The 22824-nt window shown below is 72.3% G+C and carries 20 protein-coding genes; 13 read left to right on the forward strand and 7 right to left on the reverse strand.

Annotated features, from left to right (window positions below):
- The first annotated feature begins 52 nt into the window (after positions 1–52).
- From KZ813_RS03460 to KZ813_RS03495, 8 genes are all read left to right on the forward strand, one after another.
- Positions 53–409 carry a hypothetical protein gene (locus tag KZ813_RS03460; RefSeq protein ID WP_258046377.1) on the forward strand — a complete coding sequence of 119 codons (357 nt, stop codon included), beginning with the start codon at positions 53–55 and terminating at the stop codon, positions 407–409.
- On the forward strand, positions 409–1083 hold the full coding sequence (gene pyrF / locus KZ813_RS03465) for an orotidine-5'-phosphate decarboxylase (protein ID WP_219753579.1): 675 nt from the start codon (positions 409–411) through the stop codon (positions 1081–1083). Before KZ813_RS03460 ends, pyrF begins: the two co-directional genes overlap by 1 nt.
- A gap of 310 nt (positions 1084–1393) precedes the next feature.
- Complete coding sequence (locus KZ813_RS03470) at positions 1394–2032, forward strand: phosphoribosylanthranilate isomerase (RefSeq protein WP_219753580.1); 639 nt, start codon at positions 1394–1396, stop codon at positions 2030–2032.
- On the forward strand, positions 2029–3288 hold the full coding sequence (gene trpB / locus KZ813_RS03475) for a tryptophan synthase subunit beta (RefSeq protein ID WP_219753581.1): 1260 nt from the start codon (positions 2029–2031) through the stop codon (positions 3286–3288). Before KZ813_RS03470 ends, trpB begins: the two co-directional genes overlap by 4 nt.
- Positions 3285–4094 carry a tryptophan synthase subunit alpha gene (gene trpA, locus KZ813_RS03480; RefSeq protein ID WP_219753582.1) on the forward strand — a complete coding sequence of 270 codons (810 nt, stop codon included), beginning with the start codon at positions 3285–3287 and terminating at the stop codon, positions 4092–4094. Before trpB ends, trpA begins: the two co-directional genes overlap by 4 nt.
- Positions 4091–4954: an acetyl-CoA carboxylase, carboxyltransferase subunit beta gene (gene accD / locus KZ813_RS03485; RefSeq protein WP_219753583.1), complete on the forward strand. Its 864-nt coding sequence runs from the start codon at positions 4091–4093 to the stop codon at positions 4952–4954. Before trpA ends, accD begins: the two co-directional genes overlap by 4 nt.
- 19 nt (positions 4955–4973) lie before the next feature.
- Positions 4974–6314 (forward strand): bifunctional folylpolyglutamate synthase/dihydrofolate synthase, encoded by a 1341-nt coding sequence (locus KZ813_RS03490; protein WP_219753584.1) that lies wholly within the window; start codon positions 4974–4976, stop codon positions 6312–6314.
- A 68-nt stretch (positions 6315–6382) separates the two neighbouring features.
- Entirely contained in the window at positions 6383–6817 is a 435-nt protein-coding gene (locus KZ813_RS03495) for a DUF6628 family protein (RefSeq protein ID WP_219753585.1), read from the forward strand.
- Positions 6818–7009: 192 nt separating this feature from the next.
- Here KZ813_RS03495 and KZ813_RS03500 read toward each other — a convergent pair whose 3' ends face one another.
- Entirely contained in the window at positions 7010–8344 is a 1335-nt protein-coding gene (locus tag KZ813_RS03500; protein ID WP_219753586.1) for an AmpG family muropeptide MFS transporter, read from the reverse strand.
- Positions 8345–9326: 982 nt separating this feature from the next.
- Positions 9327–9770: a response regulator gene (locus tag KZ813_RS03505; protein WP_219753587.1), complete on the reverse strand. Its 444-nt coding sequence runs from the start codon at positions 9768–9770 to the stop codon at positions 9327–9329.
- A gap of 96 nt (positions 9771–9866) precedes the next feature.
- On the opposite strand from KZ813_RS03505, the gene KZ813_RS03510 reads away from it, so the two are divergent.
- Together KZ813_RS03510 and rsmD are read left to right on the forward strand one after the other, a co-directional pair.
- Positions 9867–11177, forward strand: a complete 1311-nt coding sequence (locus KZ813_RS03510; protein WP_219753588.1) for a pseudouridine synthase — start codon at positions 9867–9869, stop codon at positions 11175–11177.
- Complete coding sequence (gene rsmD / locus KZ813_RS03515) at positions 11174–11713, forward strand: 16S rRNA (guanine(966)-N(2))-methyltransferase RsmD (RefSeq protein ID WP_219753589.1); 540 nt, start codon at positions 11174–11176, stop codon at positions 11711–11713. Before KZ813_RS03510 ends, rsmD begins: the two co-directional genes overlap by 4 nt.
- A gap of 7 nt (positions 11714–11720) precedes the next feature.
- Here the strand turns inward: rsmD and KZ813_RS03520 are convergent, their stop codons facing one another.
- Complete coding sequence (locus KZ813_RS03520) at positions 11721–13016, reverse strand: MFS transporter (protein ID WP_219753590.1); 1296 nt, start codon at positions 13014–13016, stop codon at positions 11721–11723.
- A 455-nt stretch (positions 13017–13471) separates the two neighbouring features.
- Complete coding sequence (locus tag KZ813_RS03525) at positions 13472–15112, reverse strand: inorganic phosphate transporter (RefSeq protein ID WP_219753591.1); 1641 nt, start codon at positions 15110–15112, stop codon at positions 13472–13474.
- A 272-nt stretch (positions 15113–15384) separates the two neighbouring features.
- Between KZ813_RS03525 and KZ813_RS03530 the strand changes: the two genes are divergently transcribed.
- Positions 15385–17706, forward strand: a complete 2322-nt coding sequence (locus KZ813_RS03530) for an ATP-dependent helicase (protein WP_219753592.1) — start codon at positions 15385–15387, stop codon at positions 17704–17706.
- 43 nt (positions 17707–17749) lie between these two features.
- Positions 17750–18244: a DUF5872 domain-containing protein gene (locus tag KZ813_RS03535; protein ID WP_219753593.1), complete on the forward strand. Its 495-nt coding sequence runs from the start codon at positions 17750–17752 to the stop codon at positions 18242–18244.
- A 40-nt stretch (positions 18245–18284) separates the two neighbouring features.
- On the opposite strand, the gene KZ813_RS03540 is transcribed toward KZ813_RS03535, so the two are convergent.
- From KZ813_RS03540 to KZ813_RS03550, 3 genes are all read right to left on the reverse strand, one after another.
- On the reverse strand, positions 18285–18713 hold the full coding sequence (locus KZ813_RS03540; RefSeq protein ID WP_258046379.1) for a DoxX family protein: 429 nt from the start codon (positions 18711–18713) through the stop codon (positions 18285–18287).
- Positions 18714–18718: 5 nt separating this feature from the next.
- Positions 18719–19057 carry a WYL domain-containing protein gene (locus KZ813_RS03545; RefSeq protein WP_258046380.1) on the reverse strand — a complete coding sequence of 113 codons (339 nt, stop codon included), beginning with the start codon at positions 19055–19057 and terminating at the stop codon, positions 18719–18721.
- Positions 19058–19142: 85 nt separating this feature from the next.
- A complete protein-coding gene (locus tag KZ813_RS03550; protein ID WP_219753838.1) occupies positions 19143–21245 on the reverse strand; it encodes a prolyl oligopeptidase family serine peptidase in 2103 nt (700 codons plus the stop codon).
- Positions 21246–21336: 91 nt separating this feature from the next.
- On the opposite strand from KZ813_RS03550, the gene KZ813_RS03555 reads away from it, so the two are divergent.
- Positions 21337–22779, forward strand: coding sequence for an MFS transporter (locus KZ813_RS03555; protein ID WP_219753594.1), 1443 nt, complete (start codon positions 21337–21339; stop codon positions 22777–22779).
- Positions 22780–22824 lie beyond the last annotated feature (45 nt).

A 22824-nucleotide genomic window follows, 5' to 3' on the forward strand; every position in this document is an offset into this window, starting at 1 on the left:
GGCGCGCCACCGCGCACTGGTAAATTCCGGACGCGCCGCCTAGCGTGCGCCGATGCAGTTCCTCAAGCTCCTGTTCTGGTGCCTGATGGCGTTCCTCGCCGCGGTGTTCACCTTCGGCAACTGGACCAACGTCTCGATCCAGCTGTTCGGCGGCCTGGTGGCGGAGGTGAACCTGCCGCTGCTGCTGCTCACCACCTTCCTGCTCGGCTTCGTGCCGACGCTGGTCTATCAGCAATGGCTGCGCTTCCGCCTGCGCCAGCGGCTCACCGCCGCCGAGCGCGCGCTGGAGACCGAGCGCGCGCTCGCCGCGGCGCGCGCGGGCGAGCCGGCGGTGCCCGCCGTCGCCGCCCCGGTCACCCCGCCGCCGCCCGCCGCGGTGCCCAGCGCCGTGCCGCCGGGAGTCGCGTGATGACCAGCCGAATCTTCGTCGCGCTCGACACCCCCGATCTCGCGCGCGCGCAGGCGCTCGCCGCCAAGGTCCGCCACCATGTCGGCGGGATCAAGCTCGGGCTCGAGTTCTTCTGCGCCAACGGACCCGCCGGGGTGCGCGCGCTGGAGGAGGTCGGGCTGCCGGTGTTCCTCGACCTCAAGCTGCACGACATCCCCAACACGGTCGCCAAGGCGGTGCAGTCGCTCGCCCCGCTCGCCCCCGCGGTGCTCACGGTCCACGCCGCCGGGGGCCGCGCGATGCTGGAGGACGCCAAGGCCGCGGCGCATCCGGATACCCGGGTGGTCGCGGTGACGATGCTCACCAGCCTCGACGAGCGCGACCTCGTGCAGACCGGCGTGGGCGGCAGCGCGCACGACCATGTCCTGCGCCTCGCCGAGCTGGCGCGCGAGGCGGGGCTCGACGGCATCGTCTGCTCGGGCGCCGAGGTGGGCGCGGCCAAGGCGGCGTGGCCGGGCGGATTCTTCGTAGTGCCCGGCGTGCGCCCGGCGGACGGTCCGGCGGGCGACCAGAAGCGCGTGGTGACGCCGCGCCAGGCCGCCGACGACGGCGCCTCGATCCTGGTGATCGGCCGCCCGATTACCCAGGCCGAGGACCCCGACGCCGCCGCGCGGGCGATCGCCGCGACGCTATAGGACTTCCGGAGGCGGCACCAGGACTCGCAGCTATCTTGGCGTGAGACCGGCCCTCGTCCACTCCTGCCGTCATGCCGGACTTGGTCGGGGATCCACTGCTCCGCGAGAGTAAGGCGTTCGAGAGGTGCGGCACGGTGGATCCCGGACCAAGTCCGGGATGACGGCTGGGGGAGTCCGGGATGGCGGAAGACGTGTGCCTGCCGGCACAAAGGTCCGTCCGACACGACCAACACTCTCCGCGTCTCCGCCCGCCAGGTGGCAAACCCGCGCCGTCGCCCCTATGTCGCCGCCTCCACCGACCGAGTCGCTCATGCCCGTCACCGCCAAGATCTGCGGCCTCTCCGCGCCGGACACGCTCGACGCCGCGCTCGCCGGCGGGGCGAGCCACGTCGGCTTCGTCTTCTTCCCGCCGTCGCCGCGCCACCTCACGCCCGACCGTGCCGCCGCGCTCGCCGCGCGCGCGAGCGACCGCGCGCGCCGCGTCGGCGTCTTCGTCGACCCCGACGACACGCTCGTCGCGGAGGCCGTCGCCGCGGCGCGGCTCGACGCGATCCAGCTCCACAAGGTGACGCCCGCGCGCGCCGCGGCGCTGCGCCGGCACGCGGCGGTCGAGACCTGGGTCGCGCTCGCGGTGAAGACCGCCGCCGACCTCGCCGCCGCGCCCGCCTATCTCGGTGCCGCGGATCGCCTGCTCTACGACGCCAAGACCTCCGACGACGCCGCGCTGCCCGGCGGCATGGGCGTCCGCTTCGACTGGCGCCTGCTCGACGGCGCGCGGCACCCGCTCCCCTGGGCGCTCTCGGGCGGGCTCGACGCGGGCAACGTCGCGGAGGCCGCGGCGCGCACCGGCGCGCGGCTGGTCGACGTCTCCTCGGGCGTGGAGCGCGCCCCCGGCGTCAAGGACGTGGACAAGATCGCCACCTTCCTGCAACGGGTCGCCCAGCTATGACCGACACGCTCACCCCCGCCCCCGATCCCGCGGCGCGCGCCAACAGCCTGCGCCAGCAGCCCGACACGCGCGGCCATTTCGGCGATTACGGCGGCCGCTACGTCGCCGAGACGCTGATGCCGCTGATCCTTGAGCTCGACCGCGCCTATCGCTCGGCCAGGCAGGACCCGGCGTTCAAGGCGCAGTTCGACGACCTGCTGGAGCATTATGTCGGTCGCCCCTCGCCGCTCTACTACGCCGAGCGGCTGACCGAGACGCTGCGCCAGAGCGCTGCGCCGGAGATGGGCGCGCAGGTGTGGTTCAAGCGCGACGAACTCAACCACACCGGCGCGCACAAGATCAACAATTGCGTCGGCCAGATCCTGCTCGCGATCCGCATGGGCAAGACGCGGATCATCGCCGAGACCGGCGCGGGCCAGCACGGCGTCGCCACCGCCACGGTCTGCGCGCGCTTCGGCCTGCCCTGCGTGATCTACATGGGCGCCAAGGACGTCGAGCGGCAGCAGCCCAACGTCTTCCGCATGAAACTGCTCGGCGCCGAGGTGCGCGCGGTGGAGAGCGGCGCGCGCACGCTGAAGGACGCGATGAACGAGGCGCTGCGCGACTGGGTCGCCAACGTCCACGACACCTTCTACATCATCGGCACCGCCGCCGGCCCGCATCCCTATCCGGAGCTGGTGCGCGACTTCCAGAGCGTGATCGGGCGCGAGGCGCGCGCGCAGCTGCTCGACCGCACCGGCCGCCTGCCCGACCTGCTCGTCGCCGCGATCGGCGGCGGGTCGAACGCGATCGGGCTGTTCCACCCCTTCCTCGACGATGACGTCGCGATGCTCGGCGTCGAGGCCGCGGGCGAGGGGCTCGAGGCCAAGCACGCCGCCAGCCTCGCGGGCGGCTTCCCCGGCGTGCTCCACGGCAACAAGACCTATCTGCTCCAGGACGACGACGGCCAGATCGCCGAGGCGCACTCGATCTCGGCCGGGCTCGACTATCCCGGCATCGGCCCCGAGCACGCCTGGCTCAAGGACATCGGCCGCGTCGACTATACCGCGGTGACCGACCGTGAGGCGCTCGACGCCTTCCAGCTGCTGTGCCGCACCGAGGGGATCATCCCCGCGCTCGAGCCGTCGCACGCGATCGCCGCGGTGGCGCAGCGCGCGAAGGACATGCCGGCGGACCGCATCATCCTCGCCAATCTCTGCGGGCGCGGCGACAAGGACATCTTCACCGTCGCCGAGGCGCTGGGAGTAAGCATGTGACCCGGCTCGCCGACGCCTTCGCCAAGGGTCGCGCCGCGCTGGTGTGCTTCGTCACCGCGGGCGACCCCGACGCGGCCGCCACCCCCGCGATCCTCGACGCGCTGGTCGCGGGCGGCGCCGACGTGATCGAGCTGGGTATGCCCTTCACCGACCCGATGGCGGACGGGCCCGCGATCCAGGCCGCCAACATCCGCTCGCTCGCCGCGGGCACGCGCACCGCCGACATATTGCGGATCGCGACCGACTTCCGCGCGCGTCACCCGGACGTGCCGCTGGTGCTCATGGGCTATGCCAACCCGATGCTGCGGCGCGGGCCCGCGTGGTTCGCCGCGGCGCTGCGCGACGCGGGCGTGGACGGGGTGATCTGCGTCGACGTCCCCGCCGAGGAGGACGAGGCGCTGGGGCCCTCGCTCCGCGACGCCGGCGTGGCGATGATCCGCCTCGCCACGCCCACCACGGTCGGCGAGCGGATCGGCGAGGTGCTCGCCGGCGCGGACGGCTTCCTCTACTATGTCTCGGTCGCGGGCATCACCGGCAAGCAGCAGGCGGTGCAGGCGTCGATCGAGGAGGCGGTGGCGCGGCTCAAGGCGGCGACCGACCTGCCCGTCGCGGTCGGCTTCGGCGTGCGCACCCCCGAGCAGGCGGGCGCGATCGCGCGCGTCGCCGACGGCGTGGTGGTCGGCTCGGCGATCGTCGAGCTGGTCGCGCGGCACGGCGCGGCCGCGGCGGGGCCGGTCACCGCTTATGTCCAATCGCTCGCCGCGGCCATCGCGGCCACCGTCGAGGCAAGAGAGATCACCGCATGAGCTGGCTCAGCAACGTCCGCAACGCGATCGGCGGCTTCGTCCCCGGCGCCAAGACCCAGGCGGCCGACACGCTCTGGCACAAGTGCAAGGGCTGCGGCACGATGGTGTTCACCAAGGAGCTGGAGGAGAACCAGTTCGTCTGCCCGAACTGCGACCACCACGAGCGCATCGGGCCCAAGCAGCGCTTCGCCTATCTGCTCGACGAGGGCAGCGCCGAGGTGCTGGCGCCGCCGCGCGCCGCCGAGGACCCGCTCAAGTTCCGCGACTCGAAGCGCTACGCCGACCGGCTCAAGGCGGCGCGCGCCAGCACCGGCGAGCAGGACGCCTTCGTCAACGCGCGCGGCACGATCCACGGCCAGCGCGTGGTGATCGGCGTGCAGGACTTCGCCTTCATGGGCGGCTCGATGGGCCAGGCGGTGGGCGAGGCGTTCGTCCAGGGCGTCGAGGCCGCGATCAAGGACCGCGCGCCCTTCATCGTCTTCACCGCCAGCGGCGGCGCGCGCATGCAGGAGGGTATCCTCAGCCTGATGCAGATGCCGCGCAGCACCGTGGCGATCCAGCTGCTCCACGACGCCGGCCTGCCCTATATCGTCGTGCTCACCGACCCGACCTCGGGCGGCGTCATGGCGGCCTATGCGATGCTGGGCGACGTGCAGATCGCCGAGCCCAAGGCGACGCTCGCCTTCACCGGGCGGCGCGTGATCGAGAACACGATCCGCGAGAAGCTGCCCGAGGACTTCCAGACGAGCGAATATTATCTCGAGCACGGGCTGATCGACATGGTGGTCCACCGCCGCGAGCTGCGCGACCGGCTCGCCACCGTGATCGGCTATCTCTGCGGCGAGCGCCGCGCCGCCTGAGGCGACGCGCCCCTGCCCGATGGCCGACCACGCCGTCTCCGCCGACCCGTGCGTCCAGGCGCAGCTCGACCGGCTGTGGGCGCTCTCGCCGGGCGCCGACGTGCTCGGGCTCGACCGGGTCACGCGGCTGCTGGCGCGGCTCGGCGACCCGCAGCGTCGGCTGCCGCCGGTGTTCCACGTCGCCGGCACCAACGGCAAGGGCTCGACCTGCGCCTATCTGCGCGCCGCGCTGGAGGCCGCGGGGCACCGCGTCCACGTTTATACCAGCCCGCATCTCGTCCGCTTCAACGAGCGGATCCGCCTGGCCGGGCGGCTGATCGACGACGCCGCGCTCGCCTTGCTGCTGGAGGAAGTGCTCGACGCCGGCGGCGACGTGGGCGCGAGCTTCTTCGAGGTGACCACCGCCGCCGCCTTCCTGGCCTTCGCGCGCACCCCGGCGGACGCCTGCGTGATCGAGGTCGGGCTCGGCGGCCGGCTCGACGCGACCAACGTGCTGCCCGCGCCGGTGGCCTGCGGCATCGCCGCGCTGGGGATCGACCATCAGGCGTTCCTCGGCGACACGCTGGCGCAGATCGCGGCGGAGAAAGCGGGGATCGCCAAGCCGGGCGCGCCGCTCGTCACCATGTCATATCCGCCCGAGGCGGCGGTGCCGGTGGCGCGCGCCGCCGCGGCGGTGGGAGCGCGGCTGCTGGTCGAGGGGGAGGCGTGGCACCGTCGCGTGACCGAGCGGGCGGTCGAGCTCGGCGACCGTCGCGGCACCGTGTCGCTCCCTCTGCCCGCACTGCCCGGCGCGCACCAGGCCGACAATCTGGCGCTCGCGGCGGCGATGCTGCGCGCGCAGGACGTGGTGGCGGTCGACGACGCCGCGCTCGCCGCCGCGGCAGGCGGCGCGCGCTGGCCCGCGCGGCTGCAGCGGCTCTCCCCCGGGCCGCTCACCGCGCAGCTCACGGGCCCGCTCGGCGCGACCCCGGTGTGGCTCGACGGCGGGCACAATGAGTCCGCCGGACTGGCGCTCGGCGCCGCGATCGACCGGGTCGCCGGCGCGGGGGAGGCGCGCTCGCTCGCGGTGGTGCTGGGGATGCTCGCGAACAAGGACCCGCGCGGCCTGCTCGCGCCGATCGCGCACCGGGTCGGGCTGGTCGTCGCGCTGCCGGTGCCCGGCCACGCGCATCACGACCCCGCCGATCTCGCCGCGCTGGCGCGCGCGCTCGGCGTTCCCGCGAGCGCGACCGCCGCCTCGATCCGGGCGGCGATCGCGGCGGTCGCCCGCGCCGAGCCAGCACCGCGCGCGCTGCTGGTGCTCGGCTCGCTCTACCTCGCCGGTGAGGTGTTGAGCGCGAACGATGAGCTGCCCGACTGACCCGCAATTATGCGATTGACTATCAATAGCGCGTGAACGACCTTGGCGACGAACGAGGAGTCGCCCGTATGCCCGAGCTGTCCGCCGCCACCACCCTCCAGGCCCTGCCCTATGCCCTGCCCGAGTGCGGCAACGCGCGCGTGCTGCTGTTCGCGATGCGCCGGATGGGGGCGCACGGGCTCGCCGACGCGCGCGCGGCGCACGCGCTCTTCTCGGCGTTCGGCGAGGCGTTCCGACGGCCGCTCACGCTGATCCGCGCGCTGATGGCGGACATGGCCGCCAGTGCCGCCGCGCCGATCGCGATCGCGCCGTGCTGCTGCGCGCGCATGACGCCGTCCGAGCAGGTGCTGCTGTCGATCGTCGCGCGGGTGGAGGTGCGGGTCGAGAGCGCGCGGCTGCTGATGCAGGACCTGCTCGGCCAGCGCCACGTCGACGGCGTGCTCGCCAGCGCCGCCGCGGTCGCCGCGGCCTTCGCCGACGAGGGGCGACCCGTGTCGCTGTGACGGCGAGGACGAGCGTCTGGAGAGAGGCTCAGGCGGCCCCCGCGGCTCCTCATGTGATCGCCTTCTGATCGTCATCCCCGCGCCGGCCGGGATTCATAAACGCGGTCGCTGGCGATCGAGCCGTCACGGCTGCGGCCCTGGATCCCCGCCCGCGCGTCGATGACGAGGAGAAGGAGGACGGGCCTCCGCCCCCTACGCCATCCGCCCGTCGCGCGCGTCGCCCGGCCCCTCCGTCCCGGCACTGCCGACCGAGCGGTCGATCAGCCCCGAGCGCCCCATCCAGAAGAACAGCAGCACGCCGGGCAGCGCCAGCGCCACCGTCAGCCAGTAGAAGCCGACATAGCCGAAGCGCTCGACCAGCGAGCCCGCGGTGGTGCCCGTGACGACCCGCCCGACGATGCTCGACGCCGCCGAGATCAGCGCATATTGCGCCGCGGTGAAGCGCAGGTCGCAGAGTGCCGAGAAATAGGCGACCACGGTCACCCCGCCGATCCCCGAGGCGACGTTCTCGAAGACCATGGCGCCGGCCAGGCCGATGTTGCTGTGCCCCGCCGCGGCGAGCAGCGCGAAGCTGACGTTGGACACCGCCATCAGCACGAGGCTGAGCAGCACCGACCGCTTCATGCCCAGCCGCGCGTAGAGCCAGCCGCCGATGAAGATGCCGATCAGGAAAGCCCAGAAGCCGACGCCGACGTCGTACAGCGCGATCTCGTCGTTGCTGAAGCCGAGCGAGTCGAGCAGCAGCCGCAGCACCAATTGCCCCAGCGTGTCGCCGATCTTGTGGATCAGGATGAACAGCAGGATCACGACCGCGCCGGGCCGCCGGAAGAATTCGGTGAACGGCTGCCACGTCGCCGCGAGCGCCTCGCCGATGCCGCGGCGGCGCACCGGGTCGCGGTGGCGCCGCGGCTCGCCCACCACGAGCGCGGCGAGCATCGCCGGCAGCGCGAGCGTGGCGCAGGCACAATAGGCCGCGGTCCAGCCGTAGCGCGCCGCCACCACCAGCGCGAGCGAGGCCGCGCCCGCCGAGCCGATGCGCCAGCCATATTGGCTCATCCCCGAGCCGACCCCGAGCTGACGGGGCTCCAATATCTCGATGCGATAGGCGTCGATGACGATGTCATAGGTGGCCCCGGCGACACCGACGAGCACCGCCGCGACCGCGGTCGCGGCGATGCTTGCTCTCGGGTCGGCGAAGGCGAGGTGCACGACCGCGGCGATCACCAGCGCGCCCGCGAACAGCAGCCACGACACGCGCTGGCCGAGCCGCCCGATCACCGGCAGCCGCACGCCGTCCACCACCCAGGCCCAGAGGAACTTGAGATTATAGGCGAGGAAGGCGAGGCTGAAGGCGGTGACGGTCTTCTTGTCGATGCCGTCCTGCGCCAGCCGCGTCGTCAGCGTCGCGGCGATCATCGCGTAGGGGAAGCCCGAGGACACGCCGAGCGCGAAGGCGGCGATCGGGCCTCGCTCGACATAGGGCCTGATCCCGTCCCGCCAGGTCTTGCCGTCCGCGCGCGTCGCCATCAATCCGATCCGCTCCGTCCTCTGTCCCGGCGATGGTTCGCGCCGTACAGCGAGCGCTAGACGATCCCCGCCGCGAGCGGAAGGCGCGGCAGGCGCGTCGCTGCGGCAGAGCGGTGCGGGTGGTGGATGGGGCGGCGGGGCGGGCGCGAGGTGAGTTCACGCGAAGACGCCACGACGCGAAGGGCTTTCTCACGCGGAGGCGCGGGGACGCGGAGATATCGGACTCGCCGCTGAGCGGCTCTGACCGTCTACGCGCTGTTCTGACGCGCGAGGCGCGCCAAAGGCGCGACACCTCCGCGTCTACGCGCCTCCGCGTGAACGAACCTTCTTCGCGTCTTCGCGTCTTCGCGTCTTCACGTGAACCATTGTTCGAGCCGGAGGTGCGGCGCGTCGTCATGCAAGAGCCGCCGCGGCCCGCATGCACGACGTAGTTCACGCGAAGACGCGAAGACGCGAAGAGGCTTCTCACGCAGAGGCGCGGAGGCGCAGAGATGTCGGTCTCACCGCGGAGCGGCTCTGACCGTCGAGGCTGTTCTGACGCGCGAGGCGCGCCAAGGACGCGACACCTCCGCGTCTCCGCGCCTCCGCGTGAACGACCCTTCCTCGCGTCTTCGCGTCTTCGCGTGAACCACTATTCGAGCCGGAGGCGCGGCACCCGTCGAGCGATGCTCGAGCCGCTCCGACTCCCTCGATCTGTCCTACACTCGTGCCGTCGTGGCAGAACGGGCGCATGCCGATCCATGCTCTCTCCGATCCTGTCACGCCCGCCCGCGAGCGACCGACGTCGTGCTGGGGCGACTCAACATTCGTCTCCGCCAGAACCGTCCCTGGCACCGGTCAGCGCGACGCGGATAAACAACAATAGCTCACATTATGACTAACTTACAGGCAGATGCTCGCGACCAACCTACACTCCCAGCGAATGTTGAGTCTCCCGCGCGATACGCGCCAGCGACTCAACATTCGCAACATTCGCGCGCGCTCAGGCGGTCGCCGCGCCACTCGGGTCGAACAGCTGGAAGCCGCCCGGCAGCCGCCGCGGGCGCTTGCCCGCGACGCTCTGCTCGATCGCGGTGATGGCGGCGAGCAGGTCGCGCTGGGCATAGGGCTTGGCGAGGAAGCCGCTCGCCAGCGTCGCCGCCTCGTCGGGGCAGGCGCCGGTGACGAACAGCACCGCCACGCCGCGCGCGCGCGCGGCGCGCGCCACGTCCAACCCGCTGCCGTCGGTCAGCGTGACGTCGACCAGCACCAGGTCGACCGGCGCGTCCGCGGCGAGCACCGCCAGCGCGTCGGCGACCCGGTCGACCGTCGCGACGATGCTATACCCCTGGTCGGTGAGCAGATGCTCGGCGTCGAACGCCACCAGCGGCTCGTCCTCGACCAGGAGCAGCCGCTCGAGAACCCGCTGTTTGCGCCCGAAGACCATGTGCTCTTCCCGTCGTTACGCGAGCACAACGCGCCGGCGCGCGCGCGGGTGCAAATAAATGCCGCTAAGTGCGCGACGATCGGCTAAGCGGCCGCGATGGTCGACCACCCTCCCGAACAGCGCCCGGAGCGACGCGCCGAGCATCGTATCGCCAAGCTGCTCGCGCGCGCCGGGGTCGCCTCGCGGCGCGAGATCGAGCGGATGATCGCCGAGGGCCGGGTCGCGCGCGACGGCGTCGCGATCGACACGCCCGCGACCCTGCTCGCCTCGCTCCACGGCGTCACCGTGGACGGGCAGCCGGTCGCCGCGCCCGCGCCGGCGCGGCTGTTCCTGTTCCACAAGCCCGCCGGCGTGCTCACCACCGAGCGCGACTTCAGCGGGCGCCCGACGATCTACGACCGCCTGCCCAAGGACCTGCCGCGCGTGGTGCCGGTGGGGCGGCTCGACCTCAACACCGAGGGGCTGCTGCTGCTCACCACCGACGGCGAGTTCAAGCGCGAGCTCGAGCTGCCCGCGACCGGCGTCGAGCGCAGCTATCGCGCGCGCGCCTATGGCGCGGTTACCCAGGCGCAGCTCGAGGAGCTGATCCACGGCGTCGAGGTCGAGGGCGTGCGCTACGGCGCGATCGACGCCAACCTCGAGCGCCGCACCGGTGCCAACGTGTGGATCGAGATGACGCTGCGCGAGGGCAAGAACCGCGAGGTGCGCCGCGTGCTCGAGCATCTCGGGCTGCGCGTCGGGCGGCTGATCCGGACGCGCTACGGCCCGTTCGTGCTCGGCGACCTGCCGGTGGGCGGGGTGGGCGAGGTGCGCGCCGCCGACCTCGCGGGCTTCCGCCAGACGCTGCGCTCGCCCGCGGCGACGCGGCTGCCGGTCGAGCCGGTGGCGGTGCGGGACCAGCGCGCGGGACGCGCGCGGGCGGCGGGCTCCGCCGCGGGCGAGGCACCGCGCGCCCCGCGCACGACGCGTCCGGCGGGAGGATCGAGCGAGCGGTCCGGTCCCGCCCGGCCCCCGCGACCTTCCGCGAGCCCGGGGGAGCGCGCGGGCACCGCGCGCGGCGCGCGGCCCGCGGTACCGGGCGCGGCACGCCCCGCCCGGTCGCCTGCCGCGGCGGGTCAGCACGCGCGGGTGCGCGACGGCGGCGCCGCGGCCGAGCGCCCGGCCCGCCCCGATGGCCAGCGCGCTCGCCCCGCCCCCTCGCGCGCCGGCGCATCCCCCGATCGCCCGGCTCGTGCCGGCGACGACGCGAGGATTCGCCGCGCGCCGACGCGGGGCAGCGGGCCGTCGGCGCGCGCCCCGGCCGACGCCGACGCGGCGCCGCCGACCCGCCCCGAGCGGCCCAAGCGCCAGCCCGGCTGGGCCAAGCCCAAGCCGCGCTCGGGGCCGCCGCGCAAGGGGCGGCGGTGAGGATCGTCGCCGGCAGCTGGCGCGGCCGCCCGCTCGTCGCCCCCGCGGGCGAGACCACGCGCCCCACCGCCGATCGCACGCGCGAGGCGTTGTTCTCGATGCTGGCGAGCCGGGTCGGCAGTTTCGAGGGACTGGCGGTGGCAGACCTGTTCGCCGGCTCGGGCGCGCTCGGGCTCGAGGCGCTGTCGCGCGGGGCGCGCTCCTGCCTGTTCGTCGAGCAGGACAAGGCCGCGCTCGACTCGCTGCGCGCCAACGTGGCGACGCTCGGCGCGACCGGCGCGGACGTACGCCCCGGCTCGGTGCTCGCGCTCGGCCCGGCGTCGGCGGCGCTCGACGTGGTGATGATGGACCCGCCCTATGGCACCGGCGCGGGCGCGGTCGCGGCGGACAAGCTCGCGCGGCTCGGCTGGATCGGCCCCGCCACCTGGGTCACGGTCGAGACCGCGCGGGGCGAGGCGGTGACCGCGACCGGGTTCGAGACGGTGGTAGAGCGGGTCTACGGCCGCGCCCAGGTCACGCTGCTGCGGCTCGGCTGAGCGCGAGTCACGGTCCCTCGACCGGCACCGCGTCGACGTGGCGCGCGGGTCGCATAACTAGGAGCGCGACGAGGCTCAGCAGCGACATGGCGGCGAGATAGACGCCCACCGGCGCGAGCCCGCCGCGCTGCGCCAGCGTCTGCGCCGCGATCGGGGTGAGCCCGCCGCCGATGATGCCCGCCATGTTGAAGGCGAGGCTCACCCCGGTGTAGCGCACCCGCGCCGGGAACAGCCCGGGCAGCCACGCGCCGAGCGGTCCGTAGACGAAGCCCATGACGAACAAGGCGAAGGCGAGTGTCGCGAACACCGCCAGCGGCGCGCCCGAGCCGAGCCCCGGCACCAGCGCGAAGCCGGCGACCACCGCGCCGACGCAGCCCCAGCGCAGCACGTGCGCGGGCGAACGCCGGTCGCTCCACTCGCCCGACAGCGCGATGCCGAGCGCCATGAACAGGATCGCGCCGAGCTGGAGCGCGAGGAACAGCTGGCGGTCGAAGCCGCGCGTCACCGCATAGCCGAGCGCGAAGGCGGTCGCGACATAATAGACCGCGAAGCACGCCACCGCGCCGAGCGTCCCGCCGAGCGTGGCGCGCCAATGGTGACGCAGCAGCTCGCCGAGGGGGACGGCGGGCGGCGGCCCTTCCTCGATCATCCGCGCGAAGGCGGGTGTCTCCGCGATCGTGAGCCGCACCCACAGGCCCAGCGCGATCAGCACCGAGGAGAGCAGGAACGGCAGCCGCCAGCCCCAGGCCATGAAGGCATCGCGGTCCATCGTCGCGCCGAGCAGCAGGAACAGCCCGTTGGCGGCGACGAAGCCGACCGGCGCTCCGAGCTGGGGCACCATGCCGTAGCGTCCGCGCCGGCCCGGCGGCGCGTTCTCCACCGCGAGCAGCGCCGCCCCGCCCCACTCGCCGCCCAGCCCGAAGCCCTGCCCGAAGCGCAGCAGGCACAGCAGCAGCGGCGCGACATAGCCGGCCTGCGCGAAGGTGGGCAGGAAGGCGATCGCCAGGGTCGAGCCGCCCATCAGCAGCAGGCTCGCGATCAGCGTCGACTTGCGCCCGACGCGGTCGCCGAAATGGCCGAACGCCCAAGCGCCGATCGGCCGCGCGAAGAAGGCGACCGCGAGGCTGCCATAGGCCGCGAGCAGCTCCACCGCCGGGTCGCCGGTGGGGAAGAACAGCGGCCCGAACACCAGCGAGGCGGCGGTGGCGTAGATGTAGAAGTCGTAGAACTCGACCGAGGTGCCGACCAGGCTGGCGAGCAGGATGCGGCGGTGCGAGCCGGTCGCGGGCAGGGACGCTGACATGGGCGCGGTCATCGAGCCGCGGCCCGCGCCGCGTCAACCGGGAAAGTTTGCCGCACGGTCACGAAAGGCTCTGCGACCGACACACGACAGCAATGTTGCGCGGCTATGTCGATGCTGGCGGTGCCGCTCCCCCTGTGTGGCGCCGTGGTGATCGGACACTCCCCCTCGTCCGATCCTTCCCTGGACTACGGGGCGGCTCGCGAGGGCCGCCCCGGCTTTTCCGCGCCGCCCGGCTTTCCCGCTAGGGCCGGCAGCCGGCGATCGCGGATAGCAGAAGGCGCGGATGGCAGAAGGGGCCTAGACCGACCCTCTCGGGCGTCATCCTAACTCGTGTCAGGATCCACCGGCTCCCCGGCGCCGTCGTCGATGAGGATGCGGCGGGTCGGATCTTCTCGAGCGAGCCGAGATGGTGGCAGCGGACGACGGCGCCTTCCCGCGCCGCCGCCCCATCCGGCTCACGCCAGCCCGGCGATCCGCACCAGCGCGCGCAGCAGCCAGTAGAGCGCGCCCGACAGCAGCATCGCCACGGGGAGCGTCAGCAGCCACGCCGCGGCGAGCTGGACCAGCGTGCGGCGCTGCAGCCCCTGCCCGCTCGCCACCGACGCGCCCGCCACGCCCGAGGAGAGGATGTGCGTCGTCGACACCGGCAGACCGAAGCGGTCGGCGGCCAGGATCGTGCCCGCCGCGACCAGCTCGGCCGAGGCGCCCATGCCGTAGGTCATGTGCTGCTTGCCGATCTTCTCGCCGACGGTGACGACGATCCGCTTCCAGCCGATCATCGTGCCGAGCCCAAGCGCCAGCGCCACCGCCACCTTGACCCACAGCGGGATGAAGCGCGTCCCGCGCTCGAGCCGCTTCTGATAGTCGCCCAGCGCGTCCTTCTCGCGCTCGCTCAGCCGTGACGAATCGTCGGCGACGATCATCCGCGTCGCGTCGAGCACCAGATACATGTCGTTCCGCACGTTGGGCGCGGCCTGGGCGGGGACGTTGCTGAGCGCGCCATAGCCGGCGACCCGCTGCGCCAGGTCCACCGACACCGCCACCACCGCGCCATAGGCCTGGGGCGAGACCGCGTGGCGCCGCTGCAGCGCATCCTTCAGCACGGGGCGCGCGCGCTCAAGCGGCACCGCGGCGGCGCCGTGGCGCGCCAGCGTGGCGCTCGCGCCCGCGGCGCTGGCGAGGAACGCGGGGGTCTCGCCCGCGGGCAGCGTGCGGTTGAGCGCGTAGGCGGTCGGCGCGCAGCCGATCAGGATGAGCATGATCAGCCCCATGCCCTTCTGGCCGTCGTTCGAGCCGTGGCTGAACGACACCGCGGTGCACGTGAACACCAGCAGCGCGCGGATGCCGAGCGGCGGCGGGGCGTCACCCTCGGGTGCCTGCATCAGCTTCGGCGAGCGCGCGACGCGGCGCAGTACCAGCAGCAGCAGCGCCGCCGCGGTGAAGCCGATCAGCGGCGCCATCCAGAGCCCCGTGAGCACCTTCGTCGCCTGGCTCCAATCGACCCCGGCGGTGCCGCCCGCGCCCGAGGTGAGCAACTGGTTGGCGAGCCCGACGCCCAGCACCGAGCCGATCAGCGTGTGGCTCGAGCTGTTGGGCAGGCCGACGTACCAGGTCGCCAGGTTCCAGATCACCGCGGCGAGCAGCAGCGCGAAGATCATCGCGAAGCCCGCGCCCGATCCGACGTTGAGGATCAGGTCGACCGGCAGCAGGGTGATGATCGAATAGGCCACCGCCCCGGAGGAGAGCAGCACGCCGAGGAAGTTGAAGAAGCCCGACCACACCACCGCGAGGTTGGCGGGCAGCGAGTTGGTGTAGATCACCGTCGCGACCGCGTTGGCGGTGTCGTGGAAGCCGTTGACGAACTCGAAGCCGAGCGCGATCAGCAGCGCCAGCCCGAGGAACAGGAACACGCCGACGGCGAGCTGCTCGCCCACCTGCTGCGTGTCGATGACGATGCTGATTCCGGCATAGACCAGCCCCGCCGCGGCGAGCAGCAGGAAGAGGAGCCGCGCGCCGGGATGGACCGGCGCGTCGAACCGACGCGCGGCGACGGGCGACGGCGGCGGCTCGCTGGCCGCGAGAACGGTGGTTGCCATGGTAGCACTGCCATCCTCTTCAAACGTGACACTTTGATGACGCCCGATGTCCCATCATGGGCCGGTTTCAGGAGCTGGAGCGAGAGATGATGACCGAAGGTGAGGGTCACGCTCTCGTGAGATCCCGCGGCGCGAGCGCCGTCGCGCCGGGCGTCACGCGACATCCTCGGTGCCGCGCACGCCGCGCCGATCGCCAGGATGTTCCCGCCAGATCATGGCGCTGACACGTCGCGCGCTTGCTCCGCGGCGCGTCGTTCCCTACCTGTTCGGGGGTGACCGAGCCAGCCAACGCCCTCCACGACGCTCCCTATCTCGCCGGGCTCAACCCGCCGCAGCGCGACGCGGTGCTCACCACCGACGGGCCGGTGCTCGTCCTCGCCGGCGCGGGTACCGGCAAGACCGCGGCGCTGACCGCACGGCTGGCGCACCTGCTGTGGACGCGTAGGGCCTATCCGTCCGAGATCCTGAGCGTCACCTTCACCAACAAGGCCGCGCGCGAGATGCGCGAGCGCGTCGGTCGCCTCGTCGGCGACGCGGTGGAGGGGATGCCGTGGCTCGGCACCTTCCACGCGATCGGCGCCAAGATGCTGCGCCGCCACGCCGAGCTGGTGGGGCTGCAGAGCAATTTCACGATCCTCGACACCGACGACCAGCTCCGCCTGCTCAAGCAGCTGATCGTCGCCGCCGACCTCGACGAGAAGCGCTTCCCCGCGCGCAGCCTGGCCGGGCTGATCGACGAGTGGAAGAACAAGGGTCTCACCCCGGCCGAGATCGACGCGGGCGAGAGCGAGCGCTACGGCAACGGCCGCGGCGGCGAACTGTACCAGCAGTACCAGGACCGGCTGCGTGCGGTGAACGCCTGCGACTTCGGCGACCTGCTGCTCCACGTGCTGACGATCCTGAAACGCGAGCGCGCGGTGCTGGAACACTATCAGCAGCGCTTCCGCTATATCATGGTCGACGAGTATCAGGACACCAACTCGGTCCAGTATCTCTGGCTGCGGCTGCTCGCGCAGGAGCGCCGCAACATCTGCTGCGTCGGCGACGACGACCAGTCGATCTACTCCTGGCGCGGCGCGCAGGTGGAGAACATCCTGAAGTTCGAGAAGGATTTCCCCGGCGCCAAGGTCATCCGGCTGGAGCAGAACTATCGCTCCACCCCGCATATCCTCGCCGCCGCCTCGGGCGTGATCGCCAACAACGGCGGGCGGCTCGGCAAGGAATTGTGGACCGAGCTCGACGCCGGCGAGAAGGTGCGCGTGCTCGGCGTGTGGGACGGGCCAGAGGAGGCGCGGCGGGTCGGCGAGGAGATCGAGGCGGCGCAGCGGGACGGCACCAGCCTCGACCATGTCGCCATCCTGGTCCGCGCGCAGCACCAGACCCGCGAGTTCGAGGATCGCTTCATCGCGATCGGCCTGCCCTATCGCATCGTCGGCGGCTTCCGCTTCTACGAGCGCGCCGAGATCCGCGACGCGCTCGCGTACCTGCGCGTCGTCCACCAGCCCGCCGACGACCTCGCCTTCGAGCGGATCGTCAACACGCCCAAGCGCGGTCTGGGCGACAAGGCCATCGCCAAGCTCCACCAGCTCGCGCGCGCCGAGCGGCTGCCGCTGTCGCTCGCGGCGGCGCGCATCCTCGACAGCGACGAGCTCACCCCGCAGGCGCGCAAGGCGCTCGGCCGCTTCGTCGGCGATATCGCGCGGTGGCGCGACATGGCCAATGACCTGCCCCACGCCGAGCTGGCCCGCCAGATCCTCGACGAGAGCGGCTATACCGCGATGTGGCAGGCGGAGAAGTCGGCCGAGGCGGCGGGGCGGCTCGAGAACCTCACCGAGCTGGTGCGCGCGATGGAGGAATATGAGAGCCTCACGGCCTTCCTCGAGCATGTCAGCCTCGTCATGGACAATGAGGCGACGCGCGAGGACCCCAAGGTGACGATCATGACGATCCACGCCGCCAAGGGGCTGGAGTTCGACACCGTCTTCCTCGCCGGCTGGGAGGAAGGCTTGTTCCCCTCGCAGCGCGCGCTCGACGAGGGCGGCACGCGCAGCCTCGAGGAGGAGCGCCGCCTCGCCTATGTCGCGATCACGCGCGCGCGCCGCCGCGCCACCATCCTCCACGCCGCCAACCGCCGCATCTACGGGCAGTGGACCAGCTCGCTGCCGTCGCGCTTCGTCGCCGAGCTGCCCGACGCGCACGTCGAGAGCGAGACCAGCATGTCGGGCGGCGAGAGCCTGTGGCGCGCCAATTGGAGCGAGCGCGCCGACCCGTTCGCCGACGTCGCGCGCGGCACCGGGCGCGGCCCGGGCTGGCAGCGCGCCGCGGGCACGCTGGGGGCACAGGGCGGCACCAAGCCCGGCGGCGAGTGGACCAGCCGCACCTTCTCGCGCGAGCCGGTGCGCGTGGTCGAGAGCCGCGCCTCGGCGGTGAGCCTCGGCAACAAGGGACGCGACGACCTCGCGCTCGGCCAGCGCGTGTTCCACCAGAAGTTCGGTTACGGCACCATCGCCGAGATCGAGGGCAACAAGCTCGAGATCGACTTCGAGCAGGCCGGGCGCAAGCGCGTGATGGACAGTTTCGTCAGCGCGGGCTGAGACGTTCGCGGGGCGCCCGCGTTGTCGGCGAGGGAGATGCGCCATGTCCGAGACCGCCGCGAAGACCGATCCCCGACTGTGGGAGAAGGTGAAGGACGAGATCACCGCGGGCGGCAAGGGCGGCGAGAAGGGGCAGTGGTCAGCGCGAAAGGCGCAGATGGCCGTGGCCGAGTACAAGAAGCGCGGCGGTGGCTACACGGGCGGCAAGGACGAGGACAATTCGCTCCACCAGTGGAGCGAGGAGGAGTGGGGCACCAGGTCGGGCGCGAAGAGCGGCGTTACCGGCGAGCGCTACCTGCCGAAGAAGGCGCGGGCGGCGCTGTCAGACGAGGAATATGCGCGCACCACCGCGAAGAAGCGGGCGGACATGAGGAAGGGCAAGCAATTCTCGTCACAGCCCGACGACGTGGCGGAGAAGACGCGGCCGTATCGCGAGCATCGCTCCAAGGCGGAACTCTACGCCGAGGCCAGGAAGCGCAACATTGCGGGGCGGTCGAGGATGAGCAAGGACCAGCTGGTGAAAGCGCTGGCGGGGTAGCCGGGACACTCGGCCCGCATGTGCGCCGCGATGCCCGCCGCTATTCGCGCAGCTGTACCGCCCCACTCGCCCATAATGCCCACCAGATGATCGCGGGCTGCAGCAGCAGGCGCGGCGCGTGGTACCAGATCGGCAGGCCGGTACCGCTGCCGAGGTCGAGCATCGCGTGGTAGATGTTGGCCGGCCACACGCAGAGCGCGTAGGCGGCGAGCGCCCAGCCGGCGAAGCGGCGGGTGGCGCGCGGCATCAGCAGCGCCGCGCCGGCGAGCTCGATGACGCCGGTGACCGCCACCACCGCGATCGGCAGCGGGATCGCGGGCGGTACGATCGCCGCCATCGCGTCGCTGAACAGGAAGTGCGCGACGCCGCCGAGCGCGTAGAACAGCGCGAGCGCCCACCGGCCCCAACGCCGCGCGATGCTCTCGCGCTGGCGCTTGAAGCCGTAGGAAGCGTAGCGATCGACCGGCAAGCCGGTCAGACCTCCACGGCCAGGAGCGTCACGCCCTCATACTTCTCCTCGCCCGGCACGAACAGCTCGCTCGGCTTGAAGCGTCGCGGCGTGATCCGCAGCCCGGTCAGACCGGCGAGCTTGAAGGCGCCGATCTTGGGCTCCTTCGGCGGCTGGCCATCGCGCTCGAGCGTGAGCGCGTCGAGGTAGATCTCGCCGTGCTTGGTATAGAGGATATGCGGCGCGAGCGTCACCTCGCCGCGATTGTAGGTCGCGGCGACCGCCTGCTGCTTGACGATCGCCTCGAAGACGACCGGGACAGTGTCGGGGACGGCACTAGGCTTGTTCATCGTCTGAGCATTCATCACGCCGCCCCTAGCCGATTGCGCTGCGTCGCAGCAAGAACCTCCGGCAATCGGCTACGTTCCCGGCATAGCACGCGAACACCGCTCACCGCGGCATCAGCTTCTGGGCGAAATAGGTCATCTGCAGCGCCTGCAGCCGCGCGCCCTGCGCGATGTCCGCGTCGCCCGAGTGGCCGCCCGCGGTGTCCTCGTAGAACAGATAGGGCAGCCCATATTCCTTGAGTCGCGCCGCGAACTTGCGCGCGTGCTGGGGGCCGACGCGGTCGTCCTTGGTGGTCGTCCAGATATAGGGCTCGGGGTAGCGCACGCCCTTGCGGAGGTTCTGATAGGGCGAGATCGTGGCGAGGAAGGCGCGCTCCTCGGGCACGCTGACCGAGCCGTACTCGTCGACCCAGGACGCGCCCGCCGCGATCTGCTCGTAGCGCAGCATGTCGAGCAGCGGCACCTGGATCGTCACCGCCTGCCACAGCTCGGGATGCTGGTTGAACTCCACCCCCATCAGCAGCCCGCCGTTCGAGCCGCCGTAGATGCCGAGCTTGGGCGGACTGGTCAGCCGGCGCGCGATCAGGTCCCTCGCGACCGCGGCGAAATCGTCGTAGATGACCTGTCGCTTGGTCTTGCGACCGGCGTCGTGCCACGCCGGGCCGAACTCTCCCCCGCCGCGGATGTTGGCGAGCACATAGGCGCCGCCGCGCTCGAGCCACAATTTGCCGACCGCGGCGATGTAGCTCGGCAGCATCGGCAGCTCGAACCCGCCGTACGCCGTCATGATCGTAGGCGTGGTACCGTCGCGCCTCGCGTCGCGCCGGTGGACGACGAAATAGGGCACCTTGGTGCCATCGCTCGACGTCGCCTCGAACTGTTCGGCGACCAGTCCGTCGGCGTCGAACTTGGCGGGCAGCGCCTTGATCGGCTGCGGCGCCGCGGGGCTGGAGGCGTCGAGGCGCGCCAGCGTCGTCGGCGTGAGGAAGCCGGTGGTGGACAGATAGGCGAGGTCGTTGCGGTCGGACGTGCCGGCGATGCCGAAGCTGGCATTGTCGGGCAACGCCAACGGACGCGCCGCCCAGCCCTCGCGCCCCGGCGTGTAGACCACGACCCGACCGCGGACATTATCGGTATATTGCAGCAGCAGGTGGTGGCGCGTGGTGTCGACGCCGGTGACCGCCTGACGCGCGCTCGGCGCGAACACCAAGGTCGGCGTCGTCCTTCCCGCCTCGAGATCGGACAAGGCCACCGCGCCGACCCCGCCCGCGGGCACCTTGCCCCAGGCGTCACTGGTCTCGAAGATCACGCGGCCGTCGATCATCCCCGCCGGCGAGGTGCGCTGCGGCAGGTCGAGCGCGCGGATCCCCTGCGGCGTCCACAGCGCCTTGTCGCCGCCGAAGAAGGTGCGGCGACGCTCGATGAAGACCGCGCGATGGCCCGCGCCGTCGGTGATCGTGCTGGCGTAGGTGCCGAGCTGGTCGGCGGCGTCGCCGCGAAACACCTCCTGCGCCTGGTCGAGCGACTGCCCGCGCCGGAGCAGCTTGACCACGAAGGGATAGCTCGACGCGGTCATCGTCCCCGCGCCCCAGTCGCGACTGACCATCAGCGTGTCCCGGTCGATCCAGGTCGCACCCTGTTTCGAGGTCGGCAGCACGAACCCGTCCGCGACGAACGTACCCGCGGCGAGGTCGAACTCGCGATAGGTCACCGCGTCCTCGCCGCCCTCGGACAGAGCGACGAGGCAGCGGGTCTCCTCCGGCTGGAGGCAGGTGAGCCCCTTGTAGACCCATTTACGCGACTCGGTGCGGCTGAGCGCGTCGAGGTCGAGCAGCGTCTGCCAGCGCGGCTCGGGCCGGGCATAATCCTCGACGCTGGTCCAGCGCAGGATGCCCTGCGGGTGATCGGTGTCGCGCCAGAAGTTCACGATCCGACCCATCAGCTGGCCTGGCATCGGGATCCGGTCCTTGGCGGCGGCGATCGCCAGCGCCTCGGCGTGGAAGGCCTGGTAGCGCGGGTCGCTCTCCAGCCGCGGCAGCGTGCGCTCGTTCTCCGCCTCGACCCAGGCGAGCGCCTTCGCGCCGTCCTTGTCCTCGAGCCAGATATAGGGATCGTCGGTCATCGCGCCGCTCTGGGCGAGCGCCGCCGACGCCGCAAGCGCCGCGGCGAGCGCCGCCCCGATGGCCACCCGGCCCGGTCCCGTCATCCTCATCGCTGCGACCTCTCTTCCTACCGACCTTCTTGCGGCGCGTTGCGGCGCGGAACAAGCGGGAAGGTCGCGAGTCGGGCAGACGACGATGACCGCGGCTGACCCGATCCGACGCCTCGCCCCGGGCGCGCATGCTCCCGCCCCCGATGGCCTGCCCGTGCCGCGCCGCTTCGCCGCGGTGGCGGCGCTGTGCTTCGGCACCGCCCTCGTGATCATCGACGGCGGCGTCGCCAATGTCGCGCTGCCGACGATCGCGCGCGACCTGCACGTCGACTCCTCGGCGGTGGTGGCGATCGTCACCGTCTATCAGCTGATGCTGGTCATGCTGCTGCTGCCCTTCGCCGGCCTGGGCGAACGCATCGGGCTGAAACGCATGTACCAGCTCGGCCAGCTGATCTTCACCGTGGCGACGCTGCTCTGCTTCTTCGCGAAGAGCCTGCCCTTCCTGCTCGTGGTGCGCACGGCGCAGGCGGTCGGCGCGGCGGGCGCGCTGGCGGTGGCCTCGGCGCTGATCCGCCAGACCTATCCGAGCGCGCAGCTGGGGCGCGGGCTCGGGATCAACTCGGTGGTGGTGTCGAGCTCGGCGGCGGCGGCGCCGACGATCGGCGGGCTGGTGCTCGCGGTCGCACCCTGGCCCTGGGTGTTCGCGAGCGCGATCCCCTTCGCGCTCGCCTCGCTGCTGCTCGGCCGCGCGCTGCCCGACCCCGCGCCGCGCGACCGCCGCTTCGACGTGCTCGGCGCGGTGATGTGCGCGGCCATGTTCGGGCTGGTGATCGGCGGCGCGGAGAGCGCGGTGCACGGCGACAGCCCCGTGGTGTCCGCCGCGATCGTGCTGCTCGGCCTCGCCGTCGGACGGGTCTATGTCCGTCGCGAGCGCGTGACCGCCGACCCGATCCTGCCGGTCGACCTGCTGGCGCGGCCGGTGATCGCGCTCTCCACGCTCGGCGGCTTCACCGCCTTCGTCGCCTCGATGACCCTGCTGCTGTCGACCCCATTCCGGCTGACCCACGAATATGGCTTCACCGCCGCCGCGGTGGGCGCCGCGATCGCGCCCTGGCCGCTGACCAACATGATCGTCGCGCCGCTGACCGGCTGGCTCTCCGACCGCGTCCCAGCCGGGCTGCTCGGTGGGATCGGCATGGCGATCTCGACCGTCGCGCTGGTGCTGATCGCGCTGATGCCCGCCGACCCGAGCTACGTCGACGTGGCCTGGCGCATGGCGCTGTGCGGATCGGGGTTCGGGACCTTCCTGCCGCCCAACGCGCGGCTGATCATCGGCTCGGCGCCACGCGCACGGGCGGCCGCGGCCGGCGGGCTGGTGAGCACGGTGCGGCTGGTGGGGCAGACCACTGGCGCGACCCTGGTAGCAGCGTTGCTCGCGATGGGCGTCGGGTCCGGTGCGGTGCCGCCGCTGGTCTCCGCCGGGCTGGCGCTGGTGGCGGGCGCGTGCAGCCTCGCGCGGCTGCGCCCGTCGGTACGCGACGCTCGCGGCAGCGAGGCGGAGGCGGTGCAGCCGGCGCCGGTGCGGTGAGCCTCGCCCGTGTTCCTGCCGCCGCAGGAACACGGAGGTCGCGGG

It is taken from the genome of Sphingomonas folli (genome assembly GCF_019429525.1).
In the GTDB taxonomy this organism is placed as follows: Bacteria; Pseudomonadota; Alphaproteobacteria; order Sphingomonadales; family Sphingomonadaceae; genus Sphingomonas; species Sphingomonas folii.